Here is a 22778-nt window from a genome sequence, read left to right as displayed (position 1 = left end):
TTACTGGAAATTGTCCTTGGAATGGCTCATCAGCTCGATGAACACGTCTTCGAGCGATGGCGACGATTTCTGCCAGTCCAGGCCGCTCTTCTCGCGCCACGGCCCGATGCTGGCTTCGAGCGCGGCGACGTCGCGCCCCGAAACATGCAGCGAGGTGCCGAACGGCGCCACCATGTCGATGCCGGGCTTGCCGGTGAGCTCGGCCGCGAGCCCATTCAGGTCTTCACCTGTGACAGTGTAGGTGGTGAGCGCGGATTTGGCGATCACCTGCTCCACCGTGCCATGAGTCAGGAGATGGCCATAGGCGATGTAGGCGATCTCGTGACAGCGCTCGGCCTCGTCCATGTAGTGAGTCGAAACCAGCACGGTAAGGCCGTCGGCGGCGAGCGCGTGGATCTCGTTCCAGAAGTCGCGCCGCGCCTTGGGATCGACGCCGGCGGTCGGCTCGTCGAGCAGCAGGAGTTGCGGATTGGGCAGCGTGCAGGCCCCGAGCGCCAGGCGCTGCTTCCAGCCGCCGGAAAGCTCGCCGGCGAGCTGCTCCTCGCGGCCGGAGAGCCCGAGCCGCCTGATCATGTCGCGCGCAGCGCCACGCGCGTCAGTGAGGCCATAGAGTCGCGCGACGAATTCGAGATTCTCGCGCACCGAGAGGTCCTGGTACAGGCTGAAGCGCTGGGTCATGTAGCCGACCTGGCGCTTGATCTTTTCGGCATCGCGGCGGATGTCGTAGCCGAGGCAGGTGCCCTCGCCGCTGTCGGGCGTGAGCAGGCCGCAGAGGATGCGGATGGTCGTGGTCTTGCCCGAGCCGTTCGGCCCGAGGAAACCGTAGATCGAGCCGCGCTTCACCTGCATCGACAGATCGTGCACGACCTCGCGGCCCCCGAACGACTTGGTCAGGCCCTTGACGTCGATCGCGATGCCGTTGCCGCCGCTCATCGCTTGTCCGCCACCGGTGTCTTCGGATTGAGGTAGACGTCGATCGGCTGTCCGACGCGCAAGGCGTCGGGGCGCGAGGGCCGCGCCTGGATCAGGTAGACGAGCTTGTTGCGCTCATCGAGGCTGTAGATGACGGGCGGGGTGTATTCGGCCGAGGTCGCGATGAAATAGATCTTTGCGGTGAGATCGGCCGCGCAATTATCGCAAACGATCCGCACGGTGTCGCCGATGGCGAGCTTCGGCAGCTCGGCCTCCGGCACAAAAAAGCGCAGCTTCATGTTGCCGGGCGGCATGATCGAGAGCACCGGCCGCTGCGCCGCGACCATCTCGCCCTCGCGGAAATAGATCTGCTGGATGGTGCCGGCGACCGGCGCAAAGCCCTTGCGCCGCGCCATTCGCGTCTCCGACGTCGCCACCCGCGCTTGCGCGACGCGCAAGGCGGACACGGCGGAGTCCAGATTGGCCTGCGTGCCTGAGCCAGTCTTGTTCAGCGAAGCTGCGCGATCATAGGTTTGCTGCGCATTCGCCAGCGTCGCCTTGTTCTGGTTGAGATCGGCAAGCTGGAGATCGTCGTCGACGGAATAGAGGTGATCGCCGATCTTGACTTCGTCCCCCTCGCGGACATTGAGCTTGGTCACCCGGCCGGCTTCGTCCGGGCTGACGAAGATCATGTCCGCCTCGACCCAGCCCTGGAAGCCGGGATCGCGCTTCTCGTTGCAGGCTACAAGCGCGGTTGCGAGCACGACGGCCAATGCAAATCTAAAAATCGCTCGTGACGACCTCATGTCGTCCTCCGTTCGCCAAAAATCAAATCGAGATGAACGCGCAGCATGTCCTGCGCGTCGAGCGACGCATGCCGCACAAAAAGGCTCTGCCAGATCACCGCGATCATCGCGGGCGCGACCAGGATCTGTGGATAGCGCGCGAGGTCCTTCTCCCGAATCTCGCCGCGGGCGATGCCGAGCTCGATCAGCGCGCGCATGGCGGCAATCCCGCGCGAGACCACTTCGCGATAGTAGAAGTCGGCAACGGACGGAAAGCGCGGCCCCTCCGCCACGATCAGGCGCACGAGGTCGCCGCGCCTGGTGCCGATGACCTCCTTCAGGAAGTTGCCGGCGAAGGCCTCTATCAGGTCGCGCACCGAGCCCACCGGCGGCGGCAGCGCCGTGAGGCGCGTGACCACCGGCACGATGACAATGCGCACCAGCTCCTCGAACATCGATTCCTTGTCCTTGAAGTGCAGGTAGATCGTGCCCTTGGCGACGCCGGCGCGCTTGGCGATGTCGTCGAGCCGCGTCGCGGCAAAGCCGCGCGTGATGAACTCGTCCATCGCCGCCTCCACGATCGCTGCACGCCGCTCCGCGGCCCGGGCGGCGCGGTTTGACACGCGGGCCTCGGCCTCAGCGCCGGCTTCGGGTCCGTGGCTCCCGGCTCGGGCCACGGATGCAATCGCTGCTCTGGCGGGCTTCTTCGTCATTTTCTATTTATGACTGACTAGTCAGTCATTGTCAATCAACGAAGGAATCGAGGCCGGCACGACAAATTAGTGTTTACTAATGAATTAGCATATGCTAATGCGTTTCTCATGATGGAAGTCACCCCCAACCCCGTAACCGCCGTGATGCGCGCCCTCGCCGACCCAACGCGCCGCGCCGTGTTCGAACGCGTCTTCGACAGCAGGGAAATCAGCGTCGCCGAGCTGACACGCGGCAGCGGCGTGACCCAAGGCGCGATCTCGCAGCACCTGAAATCCCTCAAGCAAGCCGGCCTCGTCGCCGAACGCGCCGAGGGCCGCAATGTCTACTACCGCGCCGCGCCGCAAGGCCTCGAGCCGCTGGTCACCTGGATGGACCATTACGGCGTGTTCTGGCGCGAGCGCTTCCAGAACCTGCGTGACCTCTTGAAGGAGATCGATCCGTGAGTGCAGCCGAGTTGAAAGCCGAGACCCAAGACAACATCCGGGACATCGTCATTGACGAAGTGCTCCCTCATGCGCCGGAGACAATCTGGAAGGCGCTGACCAGCGCCCAGTTGATCGCGCGCTGGCTGATGCAGCCGACCGGCTTCGAGGCGATTGAAGGCAACACCTTCACATTCCAGACTACCCCTGGCGGCGCTTGGGATGGCGTCATTCATTGCCGGGTTCTCGAGGTCGTGGCCAACCGGCGCCTCGTCTACGCCTGGAAAGGCGGCGATGAGCGCAACACCGGTTACGGCGCGCCGCTCGACACTGTCGTGACGTGGTCCCTCACCCCGGTCGAAGCCGGCACGCGGATCCGCCTGGTCCATGCGGGCTTCGTGATGCCCAGGAACGAGTCGGCCTACAACGTGATGAGCGGCGGCTGGAAGAAGGTCGTCAGACAGCTCGACGAGATCAGCGGCGAGAAGTGAGGAGATATCGCGATGGACAAGCCCTTTACTGGCGGCTGCGCCTGCGGCGCGATCCGCTATTCGATTGCCGGTGAGCCGCTGTTCAGCAACCACTGTCAATGCCGGGACTGCCAGCGGGAAAGCGGCAGCGGCCATGGCTCGTACGCGACGTTCGCGCGCGCCGGCCTCACGCTGACCGGCGAAGCAAAGCATTGGGACATGGTCGCCGACAGCGGCAACGTGAAGACGCGCGGCTTCTGCACGCAATGCGGCGTGCCTGTGTACATGACCTTCGCGGCACAGCCCGACGTCTTCACGATCCGCGCCGCAACCCTCGACGAGCCTGCCCGCTACAAGCCGCAGGCGGTCACTTTCGCCGCGCGCGGCTATGACTGGGATCGCCTCGACCCCAGCCTGATAAAGTTCGAAGGCATGCCGCCGGGGTGAGATGCTAAAGCGCGATGAGATTGGGATGAATCGTGATCGCGTTTAGGTTGTTGTTTGAGCATGATCCGTTCGGAAAACCGCTTCGCACTTTCCGGATCATGCTTTAGCCAAAATCCAGCACCATGCGGCCGTCGATCTTGCCGGCCTTCATGCGGTCGAAGACGTCGTTGATTTGCGTGAGCGGCACCTTCGTCACCTCGGCCTTGACCTTGCCATCCGCGGCAAACGCGATGGCTTCGTCGAGATCGCGCCGTGTGCCGACGATCGAGCCGCGCACGGTGATGCGCTTGAGCACGACATCGAAGATCGGCGTCGGGAATTCGCCCGGCGGCAGGCCGACGAGGCTGACGGTGCCCTTGCGGCGCACCATCTTCAGCGCCTGGGCGAACGCTGCGGTCGAGACCGCCGTCACCAGCACGCCATGCGCCCCGCCCCCGGTTGCCGCAAGAACATTGTCCACGGCCCCTGCGGCGAGTGCGTTGACCGCGAGATCGGCGCCGGCCTCACGTGCGAGCGCGAGCTTGTCCTCGGCGATATCGACCGCCGCGACCTTGAGCCCCATCGCCTTGGCGTACTGAATTGCGACATGGCCGAGCCCGCCGACGCCTGAGATCACGACCCACTCGCCGGGTCGCGCCTCGGTCTCCTTCAATCCCTTGTAGGTGGTGACACCGGCGCAGAGGATCGGCGCAATGGCCGCGAAATCGACGCTCGCTGGCAGCTTTGCGGCGAAGGCAGCCGCGGCGATGACATATTCGGCGAAGCCGCCGTTCACGCTGTAGCCGGTGTTGTGCTGGTGCTCGCACAGCGTCTCCCAGCCGGTCTCGCAATATTCGCAAGACATGCATGCATCGTGCAGCCAGGCCACGCCCACGGCATCGCCGACCTTCAGGTTCTTCACGCCGGACCCGACCGCGGCGACGATGCCGGCTGCTTCATGGCCGGGAATGAAGGGCGGCACCGGCTTCACCGGCCAGTCGCCGGACGCGGCGTGCAGATCGGTGTGACAGACGCCACAGGCCTTCACCTTGACCAGAACCTCTCCCGGACCGGGCTGCGGCACCGGCACGTCCTCGATCACCAGCGGCTTGCCGAATTGTCTGACAATTGCGGCTTTCATGGTCGGCATCGGTCTGCTCCTTTGCATTACAGGCGCAGACTAGCGATACCGAGAGGTCCTCCTTTGATGGGCGTCAAACAGCACAAACTTTGCGCAACCCGATCGCCATCACGACATCCCGATGACGGCACGACGTGACGCGCCTGCGGGCTCAGCTATGGAACTTGAGGCCGTCGATGATCTTGTCGATCACCTTGCGCTCGGCGCGCATCGCGATGCCGACGAGATTGAGGTCGGTGCGCATCACCGCCCTCACCACTTCGCGATTGGCGGCGTCATGCGTCGTCTTGAACATGTCCTCGGTATAGACTGCCGGCTTGACGTTGCGCGTCAGCGCCCGGTCGAGCGCGCGCGATAATGCCGGACCATCGGCGCCATAGATCAGGATCGGCTGGCCGATCAGCGCATGATATTTCGTGCCCGAGGCGTCCTCATAGGCTTCGCCGATGCATTCCGGAAAGGCCGCGGCAATGCCGCTCGTCAGGAAAGACGCGACGTTGAGCTTCTGCCAAGCCTGAAGATCGGTGCGGATCACGACAGCGATCTTGGTGTCGAACTGCATGTGTATTCCTAGATGTCATTCCGGGCGCGCCACTTGGCGCGAGCTCTGATGCGCTGCGCATCGAGAATCCATCGCGTCCCAAAGTCGGGGGAGGCTCGATGCTCAGGTCCGCGCACCGCGCGGTACCGTTGCATCGCCCCGGAATGACAGCAAGAGGAATCAGCGCTCGAAGGATCAACCCTTGGCGTCGCAGGCCCAGGCGCGGATCACGCATTCCTTGCCGCCATATTTGTAGCATTCGCGCGTGGCGGCATTGAGCGAGTCCGAAATCTTCGGCTTGACGGCAAAGCCATAAGCGCCGCAGGGATTGGCGAGATCGACCGACATCGCAGCGCAGGCGCGCTTCATCGTCACGGTCGTGCAATCGCCCTTGCATTGTTTCTGTGCCGCGGCGCGCGCCTCGTGCTCGGCGCCGTAATCATAGGCCTGGCCATACGCGCCGCACTTGCCGACCGCAATAGCGCCCGCTGCGTGGGCTTCGGTGATGTAACGGGCGCCGGAGACACAAACCGACAGCGCAAAGAAAAACATCGCGCAACGGCGCGCGACGACGTTCGAAGCCATGGAAAAACCCCTCCCCCCAAGGCAGGTGGAGGGGACTCTAAGCGGCGGTCGTTTCCACTTGGTGAACGGGTGGTTGAAATCGGGGGGTGAGAGATGCCGTAGGAAGGTGCCGTAGGGTGGGCAAAGCGCAGCGTGCCCACCAACTGTCGATCGCAACGAAGAGATGGTGGGCACGGCGCTACGCGCCTTTGCCCACCCTACGGCAGCATCATCCGCGTCTTGCCGCTTCCAGCGCCTGCGGGGTGTCGATGTCGAGGAAGGCGCTCTCGCCATCGACGGGCACTTCGGCCACCGCTTCAGTGTGCTTGGCGATCAGATGCCGCGCGCCGACATCGCCGTCGAGGGTCAACAACTCCTTGAAGAAGCGGCGCGACCACAGCACGGGGTTGCCACGGCGGCCTTCGCTGACGGGCACGACGATGAGGTTGCCGCGGTCGGGCGCAAAGCCGTCAATGAGGCGGTCGATCAGACCGGCGTCAATCAGCGGCATGTCGCCGAGGCACACCACGGCGCCGTCGCAGGTCTCGGGCACGGCGGCGATGCCGGCCTTGACCGAGCTTGCGATGCCGCCGGCGAAATCCGGGTTGCGGACGAATTTGACCTTCAGACCTTGCAGCGCCTGCTCGACCAGCTCGGCCTGGTGGCCGGTGACGACGATCACCTCGGATGCCCTGGAAGCCAATGCCTGCTCGGTGGCGATCCGCACCAGCTTCTTGCCGTTGAACTCCGCGAGCAGCTTATTCGGTCCGCCCATCCGGGTGGAGCGGCCGGCCGCCAGAACGATGGCGGCGACCTGGCTGTTGCCCTCGGTCTCGGGTTTTGCCCGCGGCTGCGGCCGCGTCACGATCTCCATCAGGAGGCCGCCGACACCCATGCCCATCAGCTCGGACCGCGTCACCTTAATGCCGGCGAGCAGCCGCATCAGCACCCAGTCGAAACCGTTCTCGACCGGCGAACGCGCGCAGCCCGGCGCACCCAGCACCGGCACCTCGCCGGCGCGCGCGATCAGCAGCAGATTGCCGGGATCGACCGGCATGCCGAAATGCTCGATCTCACCACCGATGCCGGTGACGGCCGCCGGGATCACGTCGCGGCGGTCGGCGATGGCGGATGCGCCGAACACGATCACGAGTTCGGCGCCAAGACCCAGCAACTCCTTGATCGCAGCCGACAGCGCCTGCTCCTCATGCGGAACCCGCCGCTCGGCGATGATGCTGGCGCCGGCCGGCGCGAGCCGCTCGGCGGTAACACGCAGCGTCTTGTCGATCACCTTGGATGACAGGCCCGGCAGCAGCGTCGAAACCACGCCGACGCGCTGGATCACGTAAGGCGCGATTCTGAGCACATCCTTGCCGGCCGCCTTGACCGCGGCATCGCGCAAACTCTCGTCGACGCCGAACGGGATGATCTTGACGGTGCCGACCATCTCGCCCTCGACCACCGGCTTGTAGGCGGCGAGCGTGGCAAAGGTGATGGCCTCGTCGACATTGTTGATGCGATCAACTGCGGCGCGGTCGATCACCAGAACGCCTGCGCGCGCGGCAAACAGGTTGGCGCGGCCGGTGAAGGCGCGCTCGACATGGATGCCCTCGCCGCCGACGGCAAGCGCGATGCTGGCTGCCGCAACGTCCTCGGAGACGTCACCCGGCTCCATGCGCACCACCACAATGTCCTTGATCCCAGCGCGCTCCAGCGCCTCGACCTCGGCGGGGCCGATCGTCGTGCCTTTCTTGAGCACCAGCGGCCCCTGGCGCAGGGTGTGGACGGTCACCCCGCCGATCGCATCCTTCGGGCTCGCCGGGCCGAACTTCATGCCGCTTCTTCTTTTTGTTTTGGAGGCAGCCGCAGCACCGCCGTGATCTCGGCCATGATCGCGACCGCGATCTCGGACGGAGAAACCGCGCCGATCGCAAGGCCAATGGGCGCGTGGATGCGTGCGATGTCGCTTTCCTTGGCGCCCTGCGCCCGCAGCCGGTCGCCGCGCTTGGCGTGTGTCTTCCGCGAGCCGAGCGCGCCGATGTAGAAGCAGTTGCGCTCGAAGGCGTGCAGCAGCGCGGGATCGTCGATCTTTGGATCGTGCGTCACCGCGACGAAGGCGGTGTAGGCATCGACATTGAGCGGCGGCAGCGCCGTGTCGGGCCATTCCGCGACGAGCGGAATGTCGGGGAAGCGCTCGGGGCTCGCAAAGGCCGTACGGGGATCGATGACCGTGACGTCGTAGCCGAGCGAGCGTGCCAGCGGCGCCAAGGCCTGGCTGATATGCACCGCGCCGATGATGACCAGCTTGGCGGTCGGCGCATAGACGTTGAGGAACAGCTTCTTGCCGCCAGCCTCGACATTGGCGCTCTTGCCCATGCGAAGCTGCTTGTCGAGTTCTGCGTGCAGCGGATCCTTGGCAAAGTCATTCGCCTTCACCAGGCGCTGTTCGCCGCTCTCGGTGTCCGTCACCAGAATCACCGGCCGGCGCGCGGCGCGCTCGGCGTTGAGTTCGTGCAGGATCGCGAGCTTCACGGCTAACCCACCTTCTCGACGAAGACGCGGATGGTACCGCCGCAGGACAGCCCGACATTCCAGGCGGTCTCGTCGGCAACGCCAAACTCCAGCATCTTGGGCTTGCCGCTCTCGATCACGTCCATGGCCTCGGTGACCACGGCGCCCTCGACGCAGCCGCCGGAGACGGAGCCCAAGAACGTGCCCTCGTCGTTGATGACGAGGCTCGAGCCCGCCGGGCGCGGCGCCGAGCCCCAGGTCTCCACCACGGTGGCGAGCGCAACGCCACGGCCGGCCTTCTGCCAGTCCTCCGCCGCCTTCAGAATATCCTCGTCGCGATCGAGCATGGGTGGCCTCTCAAGCTGCGGAGCGGATCAGGCTGCGGTGATGCGGCGGCAGCGGCCGGGAGAGCGTGGTGATCAGCTCCTGGATCGAACTCAAATTATGTACCGGGCGGAATTCGTCAACGTGGGGCAGCATCATTTTGATGCCCTGCGCCTTGGCCTCGAAGCCGCTGAACCGGAGCAGCGGGTTCAGCCAGATCAGCCGCCGGCAGGAGCGGTGCAGCCGGTCCATCTCGAAGGCCAGCTTGGAATCGGCCTCCCGCTCCAGCCCGTCTGAGATCAGCAGCACGATGGCGCCCTGGCTCAGAACGCGCCGTGCCCACAATTTGTTGAAGTTGTGCAGCGAGGCCGAGATCCGCGTGCCGCCGGCCCAGTCCTCGACCGAGGCCGAGCAGCTTGCCAGCGCCTCGTCGGGGTCGCGCTGGCGCAGGGCGCGGGTGACATTGGTCAGCCGGGTACCGAACAGAAACACCGAGACGCGCTTGCGCGCATCGGTGATGGCATGCAGGAAATGCAGGAATAGGCGGGTATATTCGCTCATCGAGCCCGAGATATCGAGCAGCGCGACGATCGGCGCGGGCTTCTCGATGCGCCCAAGGCGATGGATGTCGATGATGTCGCCGCCGGTTCGCAAAGATGCGCGCAGCGTGCGGCGCAGGTCGAGCCGAAGGCCGCGCGGATCGGGTCGTTGCCGGCGTGTCAGGAGCTCGGCCTGCGGCAGGTGCATCCGCTCGACGGCGCGGAGCGCCTCGGCGATCTCGGCCGCGCTCATCTGCGCAAAGTCCTTCTTCTGCAGGATCTCCTTGTCGGAGACCGACAGGCGCAGATCCTGCTCCTGGTGCTGCGGCGTCTCCGTCATGCGCGGCTGCGACATCGCCTCCTGGACGCGGCGCGCGCCTGCCTGTGGCTTCTTCCTCGCCTGCTCCGGCAGCGGCACCGAATCCAGCATGTGCTTCCATTCTTCCGAGGCGCGGAAGAACATGTTGAAAGCCTGCTTGAAGATCAGCGCATGCTCGTGGCGCTTGACGAAGATCGCCTCAAGCGTGGTGAAGACATCGGCGCGACTGCCGATGTCGATCACCTGGAGCGCGCTCATGGCGTCGATGGCCGCGCCCGGTCCGACCGGCATGCCAGCTGCACGCAGCGCGCGGGCAAAGCCGACGATGTTGTCGGCGAACTGCTCGGTTTGCTCCGGGGCAAGGTGATTGATGGCCATGGTCTACTGTCCCTGCCGTCATTCCGGGGCACGCGTAGCGTGAACCCGGAATCCATTGATCCACCGTCTCCGCGGCCCGATGGATTCTCAGGTGCGCAATCGCGCACCGTAGTTCGCGCTGACGCGCGCCCCGGAATGACGAGCTAATCGCTCGTCGCGTCTTTCAGTACCTTCTGCAAGGCATCGCCCTGCATCCGCGTGATGTCGTCCTGGTATTTGAGCAGTGCGCCCAGCGTATCGCCGACCACTTGCGGGGTCAGCGAGCGGGCGTCGAGCTCCGACAAAGCGGTGGCCCAGTCGATGGTCTCGGCGACACCAGGCGACTTGTAGAAGTCCTGGTTACGCAGCGCCTGCACGAAGCGCACGACCTGCTGCGAGAGCTTTGCCGAGATGCCGGGCACGCGCGTCTTGACGATCGCGAGCTCGCGCTCGGCGGCGGGATAGTCCACCCAGTGATAGAGACAGCGCCGCTTCAGCGCGTCGTGGATCTCGCGGGTGCGGTTGGAGGTGATGATGACGATCGGCGGGTGCGGCGCCTTCACGGTGCCGAATTCGGGGATCGTCACCTGGAAGTCGCTGAGGATTTCGAGCAGGAACGCCTCGAACGCCTCGTCGGCACGGTCGAGCTCGTCGATCAGCAGCACCGGGGGACCGGCAACGTCGGGCTCGAGCGCCTGAAGCAGCGGCCGCTTGATCATGTAGCGGTCGGCGAAGATGTCGCTCGAGAGCTGGTCGCGATCGGTGTCGCCGGCGGCTTCCGCCATCCGGATCGCGATCATCTGCGCGGCACTGTTCCACTCATAGACCGCGGAGGAGACGTCGAGGCCTTCGTAGCACTGGAGGCGGATCAGCTTCCGCCCCAGCGCTGCCGACAGCACTTTTGCGATCTCGGTCTTGCCGACACCAGCTTCGCCTTCCAGGAACAGCGGCCGGCCCATGCGCAGCGACAGGTAGGTCACCGTGGCCAGCGCTCGCTCGGCGAGGTAGCCGCGCGACGTCAGGAGTTCGAGCATCGCATCGACCGATGCCGGCAAAGCACCGGAAGAATTGGCCGCTGAAGTCATGAAAAAGCCAGTCTCGCTACGCCCTCACCGGGGACAGATTTGGGCCGAGGAATGAGGTCAGCTCATTCCTTGGCATTGGCGGCATCGACGGCGCGACGCGTCAGCACGCCGATGAGATGCGCGCGGTATTCGGCGCTGCCGTGGATGTCGCTGTTGAGGCCTTCCGCCGGCACCGCAATGCCGTCAAGCGCCTTCGCCGAGAAGCGCTTCTTCAAGGCCTCCTCGAACGCGGTAACGCGGAACACGCCTTCGGAGCCCGCACCGGTGACGGCGACGCGTACATCCGACGGACGCCGCGCCACGAACACGCCGACCAGCGCATAGCGCGAGGCCTGGTTGCGGAATTTGATGTAGGCCGCCTTCTTCGGCAGCGGAAACATCACCTTGGTGATGATCTCGTCAGCCTCCAGCGCCGTCGAGAACAGACCCTGGAAATACTCCTCGGCCTTGAGGCGGCGCTTGTTGGTGACGATGGTGGCCCCTAACGCGAGCACCGCGGCCGGATAATCCGCGGTCGGATCGTTGTTGGCGAGCGAGCCGCCGATCGTGCCCTTGTGACGCACGGCGGGATCGCCGATTCCGCCGGCAAGGTTCGCGAGCGCCGGGATCGCCTCGCCGACGACGGCGGAGGCCGCGACCTCTGCGTGCTTGGCGGTGGCGCCGATCACGAGCGAGCGGCCCTTCATCTCGATCGTGTCGAGCCCCTCGATGTGAGAGAGGTCGACCAGATGCGGCGGGTTGGCGAGACGCTGCTTCATGACGGGGATCAGCGTGTGGCCGCCGGCGATCACCTTGGCGTCTTCGTTCTTCACCAGGAGGTTGGCCGCCTGGCGAACGGTCCCAGGGCGATGATATTTGAATTCGTACATGGGTGTGTCCTGATCGCGGAGTGCGCGCGCGGTTTACGCGAGATCGGATTTGGCCATCGCCTTCGCGCCGGCGGAGATCGAGGCCACGATGTTCTGATAGCCGGTGCAGCGGCAGAGATTGCCTTCCAGCTCTTCGCGAATGGTGTTGTCGTCGAGCTCATGGCCCTTGCGATGCACGATGTCGATCGCGGTCATGATCATGCCGGGCGTGCAGAAGCCGCACTGGAGCCCATGATGCTCGCGGAAGGCCTCCTGCATCGGATGCAGCGGCGCACCGTCCGCGGCCAGCCCCTCGATCGTCTTGACCTCGTGGCCGTCGGCCATCACCGCCAGTGTGGTGCAGGACTTCACAGCCTTGCCGTCGAGATGCACGACGCAGGCGCCGCACTGCGAGGTGTCGCAGCCGACATGCGTCCCGGTCAGCCGCAGATTCTCGCGCAGGAACTGCACCAGGAGGGTGCGGGGGTCGACGTTGGCCGTGACTGGATTGCCGTTCACGATGAGGGAGATTTTTGCCATAAGCACTCTCTATCAGCGCCCCGACGGGTCCCATCGAAGCGGTTCTTATAATTATTCCAACCCATCATATGGGCCATTATGCCCGGGGGCAACATCACCCCGGACGCAAGGCGCCATGCCGAAAGGCGATAGCCTTCAGCCCTGTACCGCCTTGGCGAAGTTCGCGAAAAATTCGTCGGCCAGCTTCTTGGCGGCGCCGTTGATCAGGCGCTGGCCGAGCTGCGCCAACTTGCCGCCGATCTGCGCCTCGACGTCGTAGGACAGTAGCGTGCCGCCGTCCTTCTCCGCGAGCTTGACGGCCGCGCCGCCCTTGGCGAAGCCGGCCACCCCACCCTCACCCTCACCGGAGATCTTGTAGCCATTGGGCGGGTCGAGATCGGACAGCATGACCTTGCCCCTGAAGCGCGCGGACACTGGCCCGACCTTCATTTTCGCCGTTGCGCGAAAGCCGCCGTCGTCAGTTTTCTCCAGCTCCTCGCAGCCGGGAATGCAGGCCTTCAGCACCTCGGGATCATTGAGCTTGTCCCACACGGCCTCGCGCGACGCCGCAAGCTGGACTTCGCCGTTCATCGTCATGGCCATGGGTGCCTCCCGGATCGCACAACTATAATGCTGTTCAAGTAACGCACGGAGGCCGTAAAGGAAAGGGCGGGCCCCGGTCACGTGCAATGCATATTCGCAACTGCAAAAAGCTTGCGCCGATGGTTTGGGATTGGCACAGGCGGGCCATGGTGGTTAGGTCCCGCACAATATGAGCACTTCCCTCTCCCCCCTGCTCGCGCCGATGCTGTCGAGCGCAGCCATGCGCGCGGTCTGCGACGACCGGTCGACCCTTCAGAACATGCTCGATTTCGAGGCAGCCCTGGCGCGGGCCGAGGCTGCCACAGCTGTGATTCCCGCATCCGCGGTGGGGCCGATCGCGTCTGCCTGCAAGGCTGATGCCTTTGATATGGCAGCCCTGGCCGAGGCGGCAACGCGATCAGGCAATCTCGCGATTCCCCTGGTCAAGGCGCTGACCGCCAATGTCGGCAAGGCCGATGCGGAGGCCGCGCGTTACGTGCATTGGGGCGCGACCAGCCAGGACGTCATCGATACCGCGACCATGCTCACGCTGCGCGCCGGCATCGATGCGCTGGACGCCGACCTCAGCCGCGCCATCAAGGGTTTTGCCGCGCTGGCGCGAGCCCATCGCGCCACCGCGATGGTAGCGCGGACCTGGCTCCAGCACGCGCTGCCGATGCCGTTCGGCCTGAAGGCCGCCGAATACGCCGCAAGCCTCGCCCGCGCCCGCTGCCGCCTCAGGCGGCTCTCCCGCGAGGGCCTCGCGCTGCAATTCGGCGGCGCCGCCGGCACGCTCGCCGCGCTCGGCGATAAGGGGCTCGCGGTCGCCGAGCGGCTGGCGCAGGAGCTGAACCTGCCGCTGCCTGAGGCGCCCTGGCACACCCATCGCGACCGCATCGCGGAAGCCGCCTCCTGCTTTGCAATTCTCGCCGGCAGCTGCGGCAAGATCGCGCGCGACGTCTCGCTGCTGATGCAGACCGATGTCGCCGAAGCGTTCGAGCCCGCCGGTGAAGGCCGCGGCGGCTCCTCGACCATGCCGCACAAGCGCAACCCGGTTGCCGCCGCGAGCGCGCTCGGCGCTGCGACCATGGCCCCGCAGCTCGCCGCGACGATTTTTGCCGCGCAAGTGCAGGACCACGAACGCAGTGCCGGCCCCTGGCACGCGGAATGGCCGACGCTGCCGCAATTGATGCTGGTCACCTCGGGGGCGCTTGCCGCAATCGTCGACATCGCCGAAGGCCTCGACGTCGACGCCGCGCGCATGCGCAGCAATCTCGATGCGACGCACGGCCTGATCATGGCGGAAGCGGTCACCTTTGCGCTGGCCGAGAAGATCGGCAAGAGCGATGCGCATCATCTCGTCGAGGCCGCCAGCAAGCGCGCGGTCGCCGAGAAGAAGCATCTGCGCGAGGTGCTGTCGGCCGATTCGCTAGTCACTGCTCATCTGCCGCCGGAAAAAATTGCGGCATTGTTCGATCCGATGGCCTATCAAGGAGCTTCCCAAGCCCTGATCGACCGGCTGCTCGACAGCCTCGGCCGCGAATAAGAACCGCAATTACGACCAAATACGACGGAGACGCCGCATGCCCATGATCGATGCCGACGGATGCCTGCTCAACGTCTCCGTCGACGGCCGCGACGGCGGACCGACCTTGATGCTCTCCAACTCGCTCGGCTGCACGCTTCAGATGTGGGAGCCGCAGATGAAGGCGCTGACGCAGGTGTTCCGCGTCATCCGTTACGACCGCCGCGGCCACGGCAAATCGAACGTGCCGCCCGGTCCCTACACGATGGAGCGCTTCGGCCGCGACGTGCTCGCGATCCTCGACGATCTCAACATCGAGAAGGTGCATTGGTGCGGCCTGTCGATGGGTGGCATGGTCGGGCAATGGCTGGGCGCCAACGCGCCGGAACGCTTCGGCAAGATCGTCCTCGCCAACACCTCTTGCTACTATGCCGAGCCGACCAAATGGCTGGAGCGCATCGACGCCGTGAAGAAGGGCGGCATCGCGGCGGTCGCGGATGCCGTGATCGCGGGCTGGCTGACCCAGGACTTCCGCGAGCGCGAGCCCGAGATCACCGCCAGAATGAAGTCGATGCTGCTCGCCTCCCCCGTCGAGGGCTATCTCGCTTGCTGCGAGGCGCTGTCGACGCTGGACCAGCGCGCGCTGCTCCCCAAGATCAAGAGCCCGACGCTGGTGATCGCCGGCCGCCACGACATGGCGACGCCGATCTCGGCAGCCGAACTGATCCGCTCGAGCATTCCCGGCGCCAGCATGACCATCATCGACGCCGCCCACATTTCCAACGTCGAACAGCCGCACGCGTTTACGGACGCGGTGGTGGGATTCTTGACGCAGCGCTGATCTCACAACGCGTCATTGCGAGGAGCGTAGCGACGAAGCAATCCAGACTGACGCATTTCTGGATTGCTTCGCTACGCTCGCAATGACGAAGGAGGAAACACAATGGACGACCAGAACCGCCGCGATGCCGGCATGAACGTACGCCGAAAGGTCCTGGGCAATGCCTGGGTCGACAAGTCGATCGCGGGCCGCAACGCGTTCAACACCGACTTCCAGGACCTGATCACCCGCTATGCCTGGGGCGAGATCTGGACGCGGCCGCATTTCGACCAGCGCACGCGGCGGGTGCTGGTGATCGGCACCATGGTCGCGCTCGGGCAATGGGACGAATTCCGCCTGCATGTGCGCGCCGCGCTCGCCGAGGGCGGCTTCACGCCCGACGACATCAAGGAGATCCTGCTGCAGCAGGCGATCTATTGCGGCGTCCCGGCGGCGAACCACGCCGTGAAGGAAGCCTCAGCGATTGTGCAGGAGCTCGGCCTGCTCAAGACTTAGCGGCGCGGCGGTCTCGACGGTCTTTGGCGCCGTCGCCGGCTTCTCGATCACCACCACGATGGCGGCACCGAGCAAGAGCAGGAGCTCGGTAGCGTGCAGCCGGAGCGCGGCCATCTCGCCGACCTTCGAGGCCATCACCATGCTGGCAAACGAGATAAGGCTGCCGATCGCCAGGGCAATGCCGAGTGCCTCGTCGCTGCCGCCATTCTTCCGCGTGCGGGGGATACAGAGCAGCGCGAGATAGATCACGAAGAACGCCACGACGGTCAGCCGGCCCAGGGCCAGCAGCCAGGCGGCCCGCACCGTGCTCATCCCCGTCACCTCGAGATGGTCGCTGAGGAACAGCGCGACCGCGACGCTCGGCCGCTCATAGAGGCCGTGCACCGGTGCCACCATGATACTGAAGGCGACGAGGGTCCAGGCCGGGATGAAATAGGCCGCCAGCAGCGCGCCGTTGACCGAGCCGATCCGCCAATTCCTGAACATGCCGCTTCCCGCTTGGTTTGCCGAAGGCCCTCAACGGAAGGCAGCGGCTTTGCCGGAGCTAACTCGCATCAGACTGTGGCGGCAATTTAAACCCTTTGTTTACCTTAACTGCCCGGTGGACCGGGGCGCCCCCAATAACGGGGCGCCCCCAATAAAAAGGCCCCGCCTTACGGCAGGGCCCCTCTTCTCACGCCTGGGCTCCCAATTACTTGTCCTGACCCTGTTGCTGACCGGGCCGGTCGCCCTGGCGCATCGGATCCTGCTGTTGCTGTCCGGGTTTCTGCCCGCCGCCCTGCTGCGGCTGAGGGGTGCGCTGGCCGGGGTTCTGACTCTGCTGACCCGGATTCTGGTTCTGCTGCTTCGTCATTCGGGGAACTCCCTTGTTGGACGACAGAGGCGAGACAACGGCCGCCCTCCATTTTGGTTGCCCAGGAACCCGGTTCCTCACTGTTCGTGGGAACCGAAGGCGAAAATGACCTCTGTACAAGCCTTGATGTCGAGATCTGGCCAGTTGCAGCCGCCAGTTCCCTCCTGTTACAAAAACCGGAAGAACGCTCAAGGGCTGCCGGGGCCCGAGAAGAAACTTGAGAACTCTCTCTCCCTTTGAGCCGCGTCAGGTTTGGTAAACGGCAGCGCATGGATTATTTCGCCCAGCAGCTCATCAACGGTCTCGTCCTGGGCTCGATCTACGGCCTGATCGCGATCGGCTACACGATGGTCTACGGCATCGTCGGCATGATCAACTTCGCCCATGGTGACATCTTCATGATCGGCGGCTTCATTGCGCTGATCACCTTCCTGATCCTGATCTCGTTCGGCCTCACCGCAATCCCGGTGATCCTGCTCGTGGTTCTCTTGGTTTCGATGGCGATCACCGCGCTCTATGGCTGGACCATCGAGCGTATCGCTTACCGGCCGCTGCGCCATTCCTTCCGCCTCGCCCCGATGCTGTCGGCGATTGGCATGTCGTTCGTGCTGACCAACTACTCGCAAGTGGCGCAAGGCGCCCGCGTCAAGCCGATCCCGCCCTTCATCACCGGCGGCTACACGCTGCATGAGAGCCCGGACGGCTTCGTGATCCAGCTTTCCAACATCCAGATCATGGTGGTCATCACCACCATCGTGCTGCTGGCGATCTTCACCTGGCTGGTCTCGCGCACCCGGCTCGGGCGCGACATGCGCGCCTGCGAACAGGACCAGACCATGGCGGCGCTGCTCGGCGTCAACGTCGACCGCACCATCTCCATGACCTTCGTGATCGGCGCCGCGCTCGCCGCGGTCGCGGGCCTGATGTACCTGCTCTATTATGGTCTGGTCGATTTCTTCATGGGCTTCGTCGCCGGGATCAAGGCCTTCACCGCAGCCGTGCTCGGCGGCATCGGCTCGCTGCCGGGCGCCATGCTCGGCGGGCTTGCGATCGGTCTGATCGAGACGTTCTGGTCGGCCTATTTCTCGGTCGAGTACAAGGACGTCGCGGCGTTCTCGATCCTCATTGTCGTGCTGATCTTCATGCCGACCGGCCTGCTCGGCCGTCCCGAAGTCGAAAAAGTCTGACGGATCGGCCGCGTGACAGCTCCCTCGACCATGATGGCCAAACCCAGAGCGGGCATCCTCTCCATCCTCAAAACCGCCGTCATCAACGCAGCTGTCGCACTGGTGCTGTTCTCGCTGATGGTCGGTATCCGCACCGAAGCGGGCTCCTCCGGCCAGCTCACCTACTGGACGCGCCTCGGTGAGCTCGCATCCCTCGTCGGCGTCGTGTTCGGCGGCTCGATCGTGATCGAGCTGCTACGGCAATGGATCGGTCCGAGCGGCGCCGAGCGGCTGGTGCCGCCGGCAGTGCAAAGCGGAATGTCGTTCGTCGGCCGTTTCCTCGCGCCGGCGCTCCTGATCTTCACCCTGCTGGTACCTGTGATCTTCTATGACCAGCGCTACATCCTCGACCTCGCGATCCTCGTGCTCACCTATGTCATGCTGGGCTGGGGGTTGAACGTCGTGGTCGGCCTCGCCGGCCTGCTCGATCTCGGCTACGTCGCCTTCTATGCGGTGGGCGCCTATTCCTATGCGCTGCTCGCCACCAATTTTGGCTGGTCGTTCTGGATCTGCCTGCCGCTCGCCGGCATTCTCGCCGCCCTCTGGGGCGTGATGCTCGGCTTCCCGGTGCTGCGCCTGCGCGGCGACTATCTCGCCATCGTGACACTGGCCTTCGGCGAGATCATCCGGCTGGTCATCATCAACTGGCAGAGCCTAACGGGCGGGCCGAACGGCGTCTCTAGCATTCCGCGCCCTACCCTCTTCGGCATCCCGCTCGACAGCAGCGACGATGGGCTCGCTGCGAAGCTCGGCATCGAGTATTCGCCGACCCACCGCATCGTCTTCCTGTTCTATGTGATCCTGGCGCTGGCGCTCCTCACCAACTGGGTGACGATCCGCCTGCGCCGCCTGCCGATCGGACGGGCCTGGGAGGCCTTGCGCGAGGACGAGGTCGCCTGCCGCGCGCTCGGTATCAACACCACGACCACCAAGCTCACGGCGTTTGCGACGGGCGCGATGTTCGGCGGCTTCGCCGGTGCGTTCTTCGCCACGCGCCAGGGCTTCATCAGCCCGGAATCCTTCACCTTCCAGGAATCGGCGCTGGTGCTCGCCATCGTCGTGCTCGGCGGCATGGGCTCGCAGCTCGGCGTCGCGCTTGCAGCGCTCGCCATGATTGGCGGCTTCGAGCTGTTCCGCGGCCTCGAAACCTATCGCATGCTGGTGTTCGGCATGGCGATGGTGCTGATCATGATCTGGCGGCCGCGCGGCCTGATCGGCCACCGCTCCCCCACCGTGTATCTGACCAAGGCGCAGGCGATCTCCTCCGACCTCGTCAAGGAAGGGCACGGATGAGCGGCGACAAGATTCTCAGCGTCGACCGGCTCACCATGCGCTTCGGCGGCATCGTCGCCGTGCAGGACCTGTCGCTCTCGGCTGAGCGGAAGAAGATCACCGCGCTGATCGGACCGAACGGCGCCGGCAAGACCACCGTCTTCAACTGCATCACCGGCTTCTACAAGCCGAGCGGCGGCACCATCCGCCTCACCCACGACGACGGCAAGGTCATCGCGCTGGAGCGGCTGAACGATTTCCGCATCGCCAAGCGGGCCAAGGTCGCGCGCACGTTCCAGAACATCCGCCTGTTTCCCGGCATGACCGCGCTGGAGAACCTGATGGTGGCGCAGCACAACCCATTGATGCGCGCCTCCGGCTTCACCCTCCTCGGTCTCCTCGGTGTCCCCGCCTACCGCGACGCCGAAAAGCGCGCGATCGATCTCGCCACCGACTGGCTCAGGCGGGTCAATCTGCTCGACCGCGCCGACGACGCTGCCGGCAATTTCGCCTATGGCGATCAGCGCCGGCTCGAGATCGCGCGTGCCATGTGCACCGAGCCCGCGCTATTGTGCCTGGACGAACCCGCGGCCGGCCTCAACGCGCGCGAGAGCGCCGCCTTGAGCGAACTCCTGCTCTCGATCCGCGACGAGCTCGGCACCTCGATCCTGCTGATCGAGCACGACATGTCGGTCGTGATGCAGATCTCCGACCACATCGTGGTGATGGACCACGGCGTCAAGATCGCGGAAGGATCCCCGCGCGAAGTCCGTGACGATCCCAAGGTGATCGCCGCCTATCTCGGCGCCGACGAGGACGAGGCCGTGGCCGTGATGGAGAGCGGGACGTGACGTCGGCCCGCACTCCCCTGCTCGCGATCCACGGTCTTCGTGCCGCCTACGGCAAGATCGAGGCGCTGAAGGGCGTCGATGTCGAGATCGATGCCGGCGAGATCGTTGCCCTGATCGGCGCCAACGGCGCCGGCAAGTCGACGCTGATGATGACGATCTTCGGCAAGCCGCGCGCCCGCGCCGGCCAGATCCTGTACGAAGGTCGCGACATCACCGACGTTCCCACCCACGAGATCGCGCATTTGCGCATCGCGCAATCGCCGGAAGGCCGCCGCATCTTCCCGCGCATGAGCGTTGCGGAAAACCTCCAGATGGGGGCGGATGCCACCGGATGCACCGATGCGGAGCGCGAGGCGACGCTCCAGCGCGTGTTCACGCTGTTTCCGCGACTGAAGGAACGCTTTGCCCAGCGCGGTGGAACCCTGTCCGGCGGCGAGCAGCAGATGCTGGCAATTGGCCGCGCCCTGATGAGCCGCCCCCGCCTGCTTCTGCTCGACGAACCCTCGCTCGGGCTGGCACCGCTGATCGCCCGCCAGATTTTCGATGCGATCCGCACCCTGAACCGGCAGGACGGCCTGACCGTCCTGATCGTCGAGCAGAACGCCAACCATGCGCTCAAGCTCGCCCATCGCGGCTATGTCATGGTCAATGGCCTGATCACGCTGGCCGGGACCGGCGCCGAGTTGTTGCAGCGCCCCGAGATTCGCGCCGCCTATCTGGAAGGCGGCCGGCACGGCTGACGCCCCCAAGGGCGATTAAGGACGAACCACGTGCGGCCCAATGTGGCGAGATATCTCCGCCCACGCCCATATTTTGCCGGTGACTTCTCGGCAATTTCATTCGAGAATAGGACCGGTTTGGACCGGGCAAGCCCGGCAACTCCCACAGGCGACCACCCGCGAGGTATCTCATGAAATCACTGAAGCTCATCGGTCTGGCATTTGGCGCATCGCTCGCGCTGTCGAGCGCGGCATTCGCGCAGGATGTCACCGTCGCAGTCGCTGGCCCGATGACCGGCGGCGAGTCCGCCTTCGGCCGCCAGATGAAGAACGGCGCCGAGATGGCCGTGACCGACATCAACGCCGCCGGCGGCGTCAACGGCAAGAAGCTGGCGCTATCCGTCGAGGACGACGCTTGCGATCCGAAGCAGGCGCGCTCGATCGCCGAGAAGATCGCCGGCGCGAAAATCCCGTTCGTGGCCGGGCACTATTGCTCGTCGTCGTCGATCCCCGCCTCTGAAGCCTATGCCGACGGCAACGTGCTCGAGATCACGCCCGCCTCGACCAACCCGCTGTTCACCGAGCGCAAGCTCTGGAACGTGGCGCGCGTCTGCGGCCGCGACGATCAGCAGGGCCTGATCGCGGCGCAGTACATCGCCAAGAACTTCAAGGGCAAGAACATCGCGATCCTCAACGACAAGACCACCTACGGCAAGGGTCTTGCTGACGAGACCAAGAAGGCGCTCAACAAGGCCGGCATCACCGAGAAGATGTATGAGTCCTACAACAAGGGCGACAAGGACTTCAACGCGATCGTCTCGCGCCTGAAGCGCGACAACATCGACCTCGTCTATGTCGGCGGCTATCATCAGGAGAGCGGCCTGATCCTGCGTCAGATGCGCGATCAGGGCCTCAAGACCGTGCTGATGGCCGGCGACGCGCTCGCCGACAAGGAGTACGCCTCCATCACCGGTCCGGCCGGCGAAGGCACCCTGTTCACCTTCGGCCCCGATCCGCGCAACAAGCCGACGGCGAAGAAGATCGTCGAGGCCTTCAAGGCCAAGGGCATCGATCCCGAGGGCTACACGCTCTACACCTACGCGGCGATGCAGGTCTGGTCGCAGGCCGCCAAGAAGGCCGGCACCACCGACCCCAAGAAGGTCATGGCGGCGATGAAGGCCGGCAAGTGGGACACCGTGATCGGCCCGATCGAGTATGACGCCAAGGGCGACATCAAGCAGATCGACTACGTCGTCTACAAATGGGATGCCAAGGGCGGCTACTCCGAGATCGCCGGCAGCGGCACCTAGCCCGCTGGCGTGGCCTCAGACCGACCAATCACCACCACGCCCCGGCTTGCCCCGGGGCGTTTCTTCTTACGTGAGGTCAGACGGCTGCCGGCAACTCGCCGCCCGCCGCGGCCTGGGCCTTTCGCAGGGCTTGCAGGAGATCATTCGGCCGAAACGGCTTTTGCAGGCAGACCACGTCGGCGAGGTGAGGCGATTCCATGAAATCGAGCGTCGTCATCCCGGACACCGCAACGACGGGCAGCGCAGGCGCGCGCTCACGCAGGGTCGCGATGACGTCGACGCCGCTGGCATCACCGAGGAAGATGTCGACGATTGCCGCGTCAAACGAGCTTTCCGCGAAGGCTTTCAGCCCGGCCGCACCGCTTTCAGCCTCCACGACCTCGAAACGATTGACCCGAAGCACGATCGCGACCATCGCGCGGACGTCCTTCTGGTCGTCGATGATGAGAACGCGAGGCATGGGGACACCTTCCGATATTGAGATCAAAATCGCTGATTCAAACCTGGAACCCGCCGGGACGGAGGGGCATTATGACACCACCCAGTAAAGCGCATCTTACCCCGTCCTATACTGCGTTCCCGCCGAAATTAAGTAATCTGTAACCTTCGGTTGAGTCGTCACCGGTT

At 64.9% G+C, this 22778-nt stretch carries 28 protein-coding genes; 11 read left to right on the top strand and 17 right to left on the bottom strand.

The genetic code is table 11. The annotated features are described in order from the left end of the window. From AAE027_RS24680 to AAE027_RS24670, 3 genes are read right to left on the bottom strand one after another with little or no spacing between them, the layout of a single operon-like run. Positions 1-933, bottom strand: coding sequence for an ABC transporter ATP-binding protein (locus AAE027_RS24680; RefSeq protein WP_128946571.1), 933 nt, complete (start codon positions 931-933; stop codon positions 1-3). Then, the gene (locus tag AAE027_RS24675) at positions 930-1718 is read right to left on the bottom strand and encodes an HlyD family secretion protein (protein WP_370988945.1); all 789 of its coding nucleotides are present in this window, start codon (positions 1716-1718) and stop codon (positions 930-932) included. Before AAE027_RS24675 ends, AAE027_RS24680 begins: the two co-directional genes overlap by 4 nt. Then, a complete protein-coding gene (locus tag AAE027_RS24670) occupies positions 1715-2410 on the bottom strand; it encodes a TetR/AcrR family transcriptional regulator (protein ID WP_370988944.1) in 696 nt (231 codons plus the stop codon). The genes AAE027_RS24675 and AAE027_RS24670 overlap by 4 nt, the downstream gene beginning before the upstream one ends. Before the next feature lie 108 nt (positions 2411-2518). On the opposite strand from AAE027_RS24670, the gene AAE027_RS24665 reads away from it, so the two are divergent. From AAE027_RS24665 to AAE027_RS24655, 3 genes are read left to right on the top strand one after another with little or no spacing between them, the layout of a single operon-like run. After that, the gene (locus AAE027_RS24665) at positions 2519-2854 is read left to right on the top strand and encodes an ArsR/SmtB family transcription factor (protein ID WP_370988943.1); all 336 of its coding nucleotides are present in this window, start codon (positions 2519-2521) and stop codon (positions 2852-2854) included. Next, positions 2851-3324, top strand: coding sequence for an SRPBCC family protein (locus tag AAE027_RS24660; protein ID WP_091888923.1), 474 nt, complete (start codon positions 2851-2853; stop codon positions 3322-3324). Before AAE027_RS24665 ends, AAE027_RS24660 begins: the two co-directional genes overlap by 4 nt. 12 nt (positions 3325-3336) lie before the next feature. Next, positions 3337-3750, top strand: coding sequence for a GFA family protein (locus tag AAE027_RS24655; RefSeq protein ID WP_370988942.1), 414 nt, complete (start codon positions 3337-3339; stop codon positions 3748-3750). Positions 3751-3853: 103 nt separating this feature from the next. Here the strand turns inward: AAE027_RS24655 and adhP are convergent, their stop codons facing one another. The 11 genes from adhP to AAE027_RS24600 all read right to left on the bottom strand — a co-directional run bounded on the left by adhP (position 3854) and on the right by AAE027_RS24600 (position 13080). Next, positions 3854-4879: an alcohol dehydrogenase AdhP gene (gene adhP, locus AAE027_RS24650; protein ID WP_370988941.1), complete on the bottom strand. Its 1026-nt coding sequence runs from the start codon at positions 4877-4879 to the stop codon at positions 3854-3856. A 142-nt stretch (positions 4880-5021) separates the two neighbouring features. Continuing rightward, positions 5022-5432: a DUF2000 family protein gene (locus AAE027_RS24645; RefSeq protein WP_128932949.1), complete on the bottom strand. Its 411-nt coding sequence runs from the start codon at positions 5430-5432 to the stop codon at positions 5022-5024. Positions 5433-5606: 174 nt separating this feature from the next. After that, positions 5607-5996, bottom strand: a complete 390-nt coding sequence (locus AAE027_RS24640; RefSeq protein ID WP_091888931.1) for a DUF4189 domain-containing protein — start codon at positions 5994-5996, stop codon at positions 5607-5609. A 208-nt stretch (positions 5997-6204) separates the two neighbouring features. Then, entirely contained in the window at positions 6205-7809 is a 1605-nt protein-coding gene (locus AAE027_RS24635; protein ID WP_370988940.1) for an NTP transferase domain-containing protein, read from the bottom strand. Then, on the bottom strand, positions 7806-8507 hold the full coding sequence (locus AAE027_RS24630; protein WP_370988939.1) for an XdhC family protein: 702 nt from the start codon (positions 8505-8507) through the stop codon (positions 7806-7808). Before AAE027_RS24630 ends, AAE027_RS24635 begins: the two co-directional genes overlap by 4 nt. A 2-nt stretch (positions 8508-8509) precedes the next feature. Continuing rightward, positions 8510-8833 carry an XdhC family protein gene (locus AAE027_RS24625; protein WP_008564652.1) on the bottom strand — a complete coding sequence of 108 codons (324 nt, stop codon included), beginning with the start codon at positions 8831-8833 and terminating at the stop codon, positions 8510-8512. Positions 8834-8843: 10 nt separating this feature from the next. Continuing rightward, positions 8844-10046, bottom strand: coding sequence for a vWA domain-containing protein (locus AAE027_RS24620; protein ID WP_370988938.1), 1203 nt, complete (start codon positions 10044-10046; stop codon positions 8844-8846). Between the two features lie 143 nt (positions 10047-10189). After that, positions 10190-11110, bottom strand: a complete 921-nt coding sequence (locus tag AAE027_RS24615) for an AAA family ATPase (RefSeq protein ID WP_370988937.1) — start codon at positions 11108-11110, stop codon at positions 10190-10192. 62 nt (positions 11111-11172) lie between these two features. Then, the gene (locus AAE027_RS24610) at positions 11173-11979 is read right to left on the bottom strand and encodes an FAD binding domain-containing protein (RefSeq protein ID WP_370988936.1); all 807 of its coding nucleotides are present in this window, start codon (positions 11977-11979) and stop codon (positions 11173-11175) included. 33 nt (positions 11980-12012) lie between these two features. After that, positions 12013-12498, bottom strand: a complete 486-nt coding sequence (locus AAE027_RS24605) for a (2Fe-2S)-binding protein (RefSeq protein WP_091888943.1) — start codon at positions 12496-12498, stop codon at positions 12013-12015. 135 nt (positions 12499-12633) lie between these two features. Continuing rightward, positions 12634-13080 (bottom strand): SRPBCC family protein, encoded by a 447-nt coding sequence (locus AAE027_RS24600; protein WP_128932943.1) that lies wholly within the window; start codon positions 13078-13080, stop codon positions 12634-12636. A gap of 169 nt (positions 13081-13249) precedes the next feature. Here AAE027_RS24600 and AAE027_RS24595 point away from each other — a divergent pair, with 169 nt between their 5' ends. The 3 genes from AAE027_RS24595 (at position 13250) to AAE027_RS24585 (ending at position 15920) form a co-directional block, all read left to right on the top strand. Further along, positions 13250-14605, top strand: a complete 1356-nt coding sequence (locus AAE027_RS24595) for a 3-carboxy-cis,cis-muconate cycloisomerase (protein WP_370988935.1) — start codon at positions 13250-13252, stop codon at positions 14603-14605. 37 nt (positions 14606-14642) lie between these two features. Then, positions 14643-15425: a 3-oxoadipate enol-lactonase gene (gene pcaD / locus AAE027_RS24590; protein WP_370988934.1), complete on the top strand. Its 783-nt coding sequence runs from the start codon at positions 14643-14645 to the stop codon at positions 15423-15425. 102 nt (positions 15426-15527) lie between these two features. Next, on the top strand, positions 15528-15920 hold the full coding sequence (locus tag AAE027_RS24585) for a carboxymuconolactone decarboxylase family protein (RefSeq protein WP_370988933.1): 393 nt from the start codon (positions 15528-15530) through the stop codon (positions 15918-15920). Here AAE027_RS24585 and AAE027_RS24580 read toward each other — a convergent pair. Together AAE027_RS24580 and AAE027_RS24575 are read right to left on the bottom strand one after the other, a co-directional pair. After that, on the bottom strand, positions 15882-16406 hold the full coding sequence (locus tag AAE027_RS24580; protein WP_370988932.1) for a hypothetical protein: 525 nt from the start codon (positions 16404-16406) through the stop codon (positions 15882-15884). The two genes, AAE027_RS24585 and AAE027_RS24580, sit on opposite strands and share 39 nt — an antisense overlap. 205 nt (positions 16407-16611) lie before the next feature. After that, the gene (locus AAE027_RS24575; protein WP_370988931.1) at positions 16612-16773 is read right to left on the bottom strand and encodes a hypothetical protein; all 162 of its coding nucleotides are present in this window, start codon (positions 16771-16773) and stop codon (positions 16612-16614) included. A 269-nt stretch (positions 16774-17042) separates the two neighbouring features. Between AAE027_RS24575 and AAE027_RS24570 the strand changes: the two genes are divergently transcribed. From AAE027_RS24570 to AAE027_RS24550, 5 genes are all read left to right on the top strand, one after another. Next, positions 17043-17960, top strand: a complete 918-nt coding sequence (locus AAE027_RS24570; protein WP_130220606.1) for an ABC transporter permease subunit — start codon at positions 17043-17045, stop codon at positions 17958-17960. Between the two features lie 30 nt (positions 17961-17990). Continuing rightward, the gene (livM, locus tag AAE027_RS24565; protein WP_370988966.1) at positions 17991-19292 is read left to right on the top strand and encodes a high-affinity branched-chain amino acid ABC transporter permease LivM; all 1302 of its coding nucleotides are present in this window, start codon (positions 17991-17993) and stop codon (positions 19290-19292) included. Next, complete coding sequence (locus AAE027_RS24560; RefSeq protein WP_370988930.1) at positions 19289-20122, top strand: ABC transporter ATP-binding protein; 834 nt, start codon at positions 19289-19291, stop codon at positions 20120-20122. Before livM ends, AAE027_RS24560 begins: the two co-directional genes overlap by 4 nt. After that, positions 20119-20862: an ABC transporter ATP-binding protein gene (locus AAE027_RS24555; protein WP_370988929.1), complete on the top strand. Its 744-nt coding sequence runs from the start codon at positions 20119-20121 to the stop codon at positions 20860-20862. The genes AAE027_RS24560 and AAE027_RS24555 overlap by 4 nt, the downstream gene beginning before the upstream one ends. A 170-nt stretch (positions 20863-21032) precedes the next feature. Continuing rightward, positions 21033-22151: a branched-chain amino acid ABC transporter substrate-binding protein gene (locus AAE027_RS24550; RefSeq protein WP_370988928.1), complete on the top strand. Its 1119-nt coding sequence runs from the start codon at positions 21033-21035 to the stop codon at positions 22149-22151. A 76-nt stretch (positions 22152-22227) separates the two neighbouring features. Here the strand turns inward: AAE027_RS24550 and AAE027_RS24545 are convergent, their stop codons facing one another. Beyond that, the gene (locus tag AAE027_RS24545) at positions 22228-22611 is read right to left on the bottom strand and encodes a response regulator (RefSeq protein ID WP_370988927.1); all 384 of its coding nucleotides are present in this window, start codon (positions 22609-22611) and stop codon (positions 22228-22230) included. Positions 22612-22778: the final 167 nt, after the last annotated feature.

The organism is Bradyrhizobium sp. DN3 (assembly GCF_041357655.1).
Classification (GTDB): Bacteria; Pseudomonadota; Alphaproteobacteria; order Rhizobiales; family Xanthobacteraceae; genus Bradyrhizobium.
Note: the sequence above shows the minus strand (reverse complement) of the source record. Positions and strands in the feature narration are given on the sequence as shown.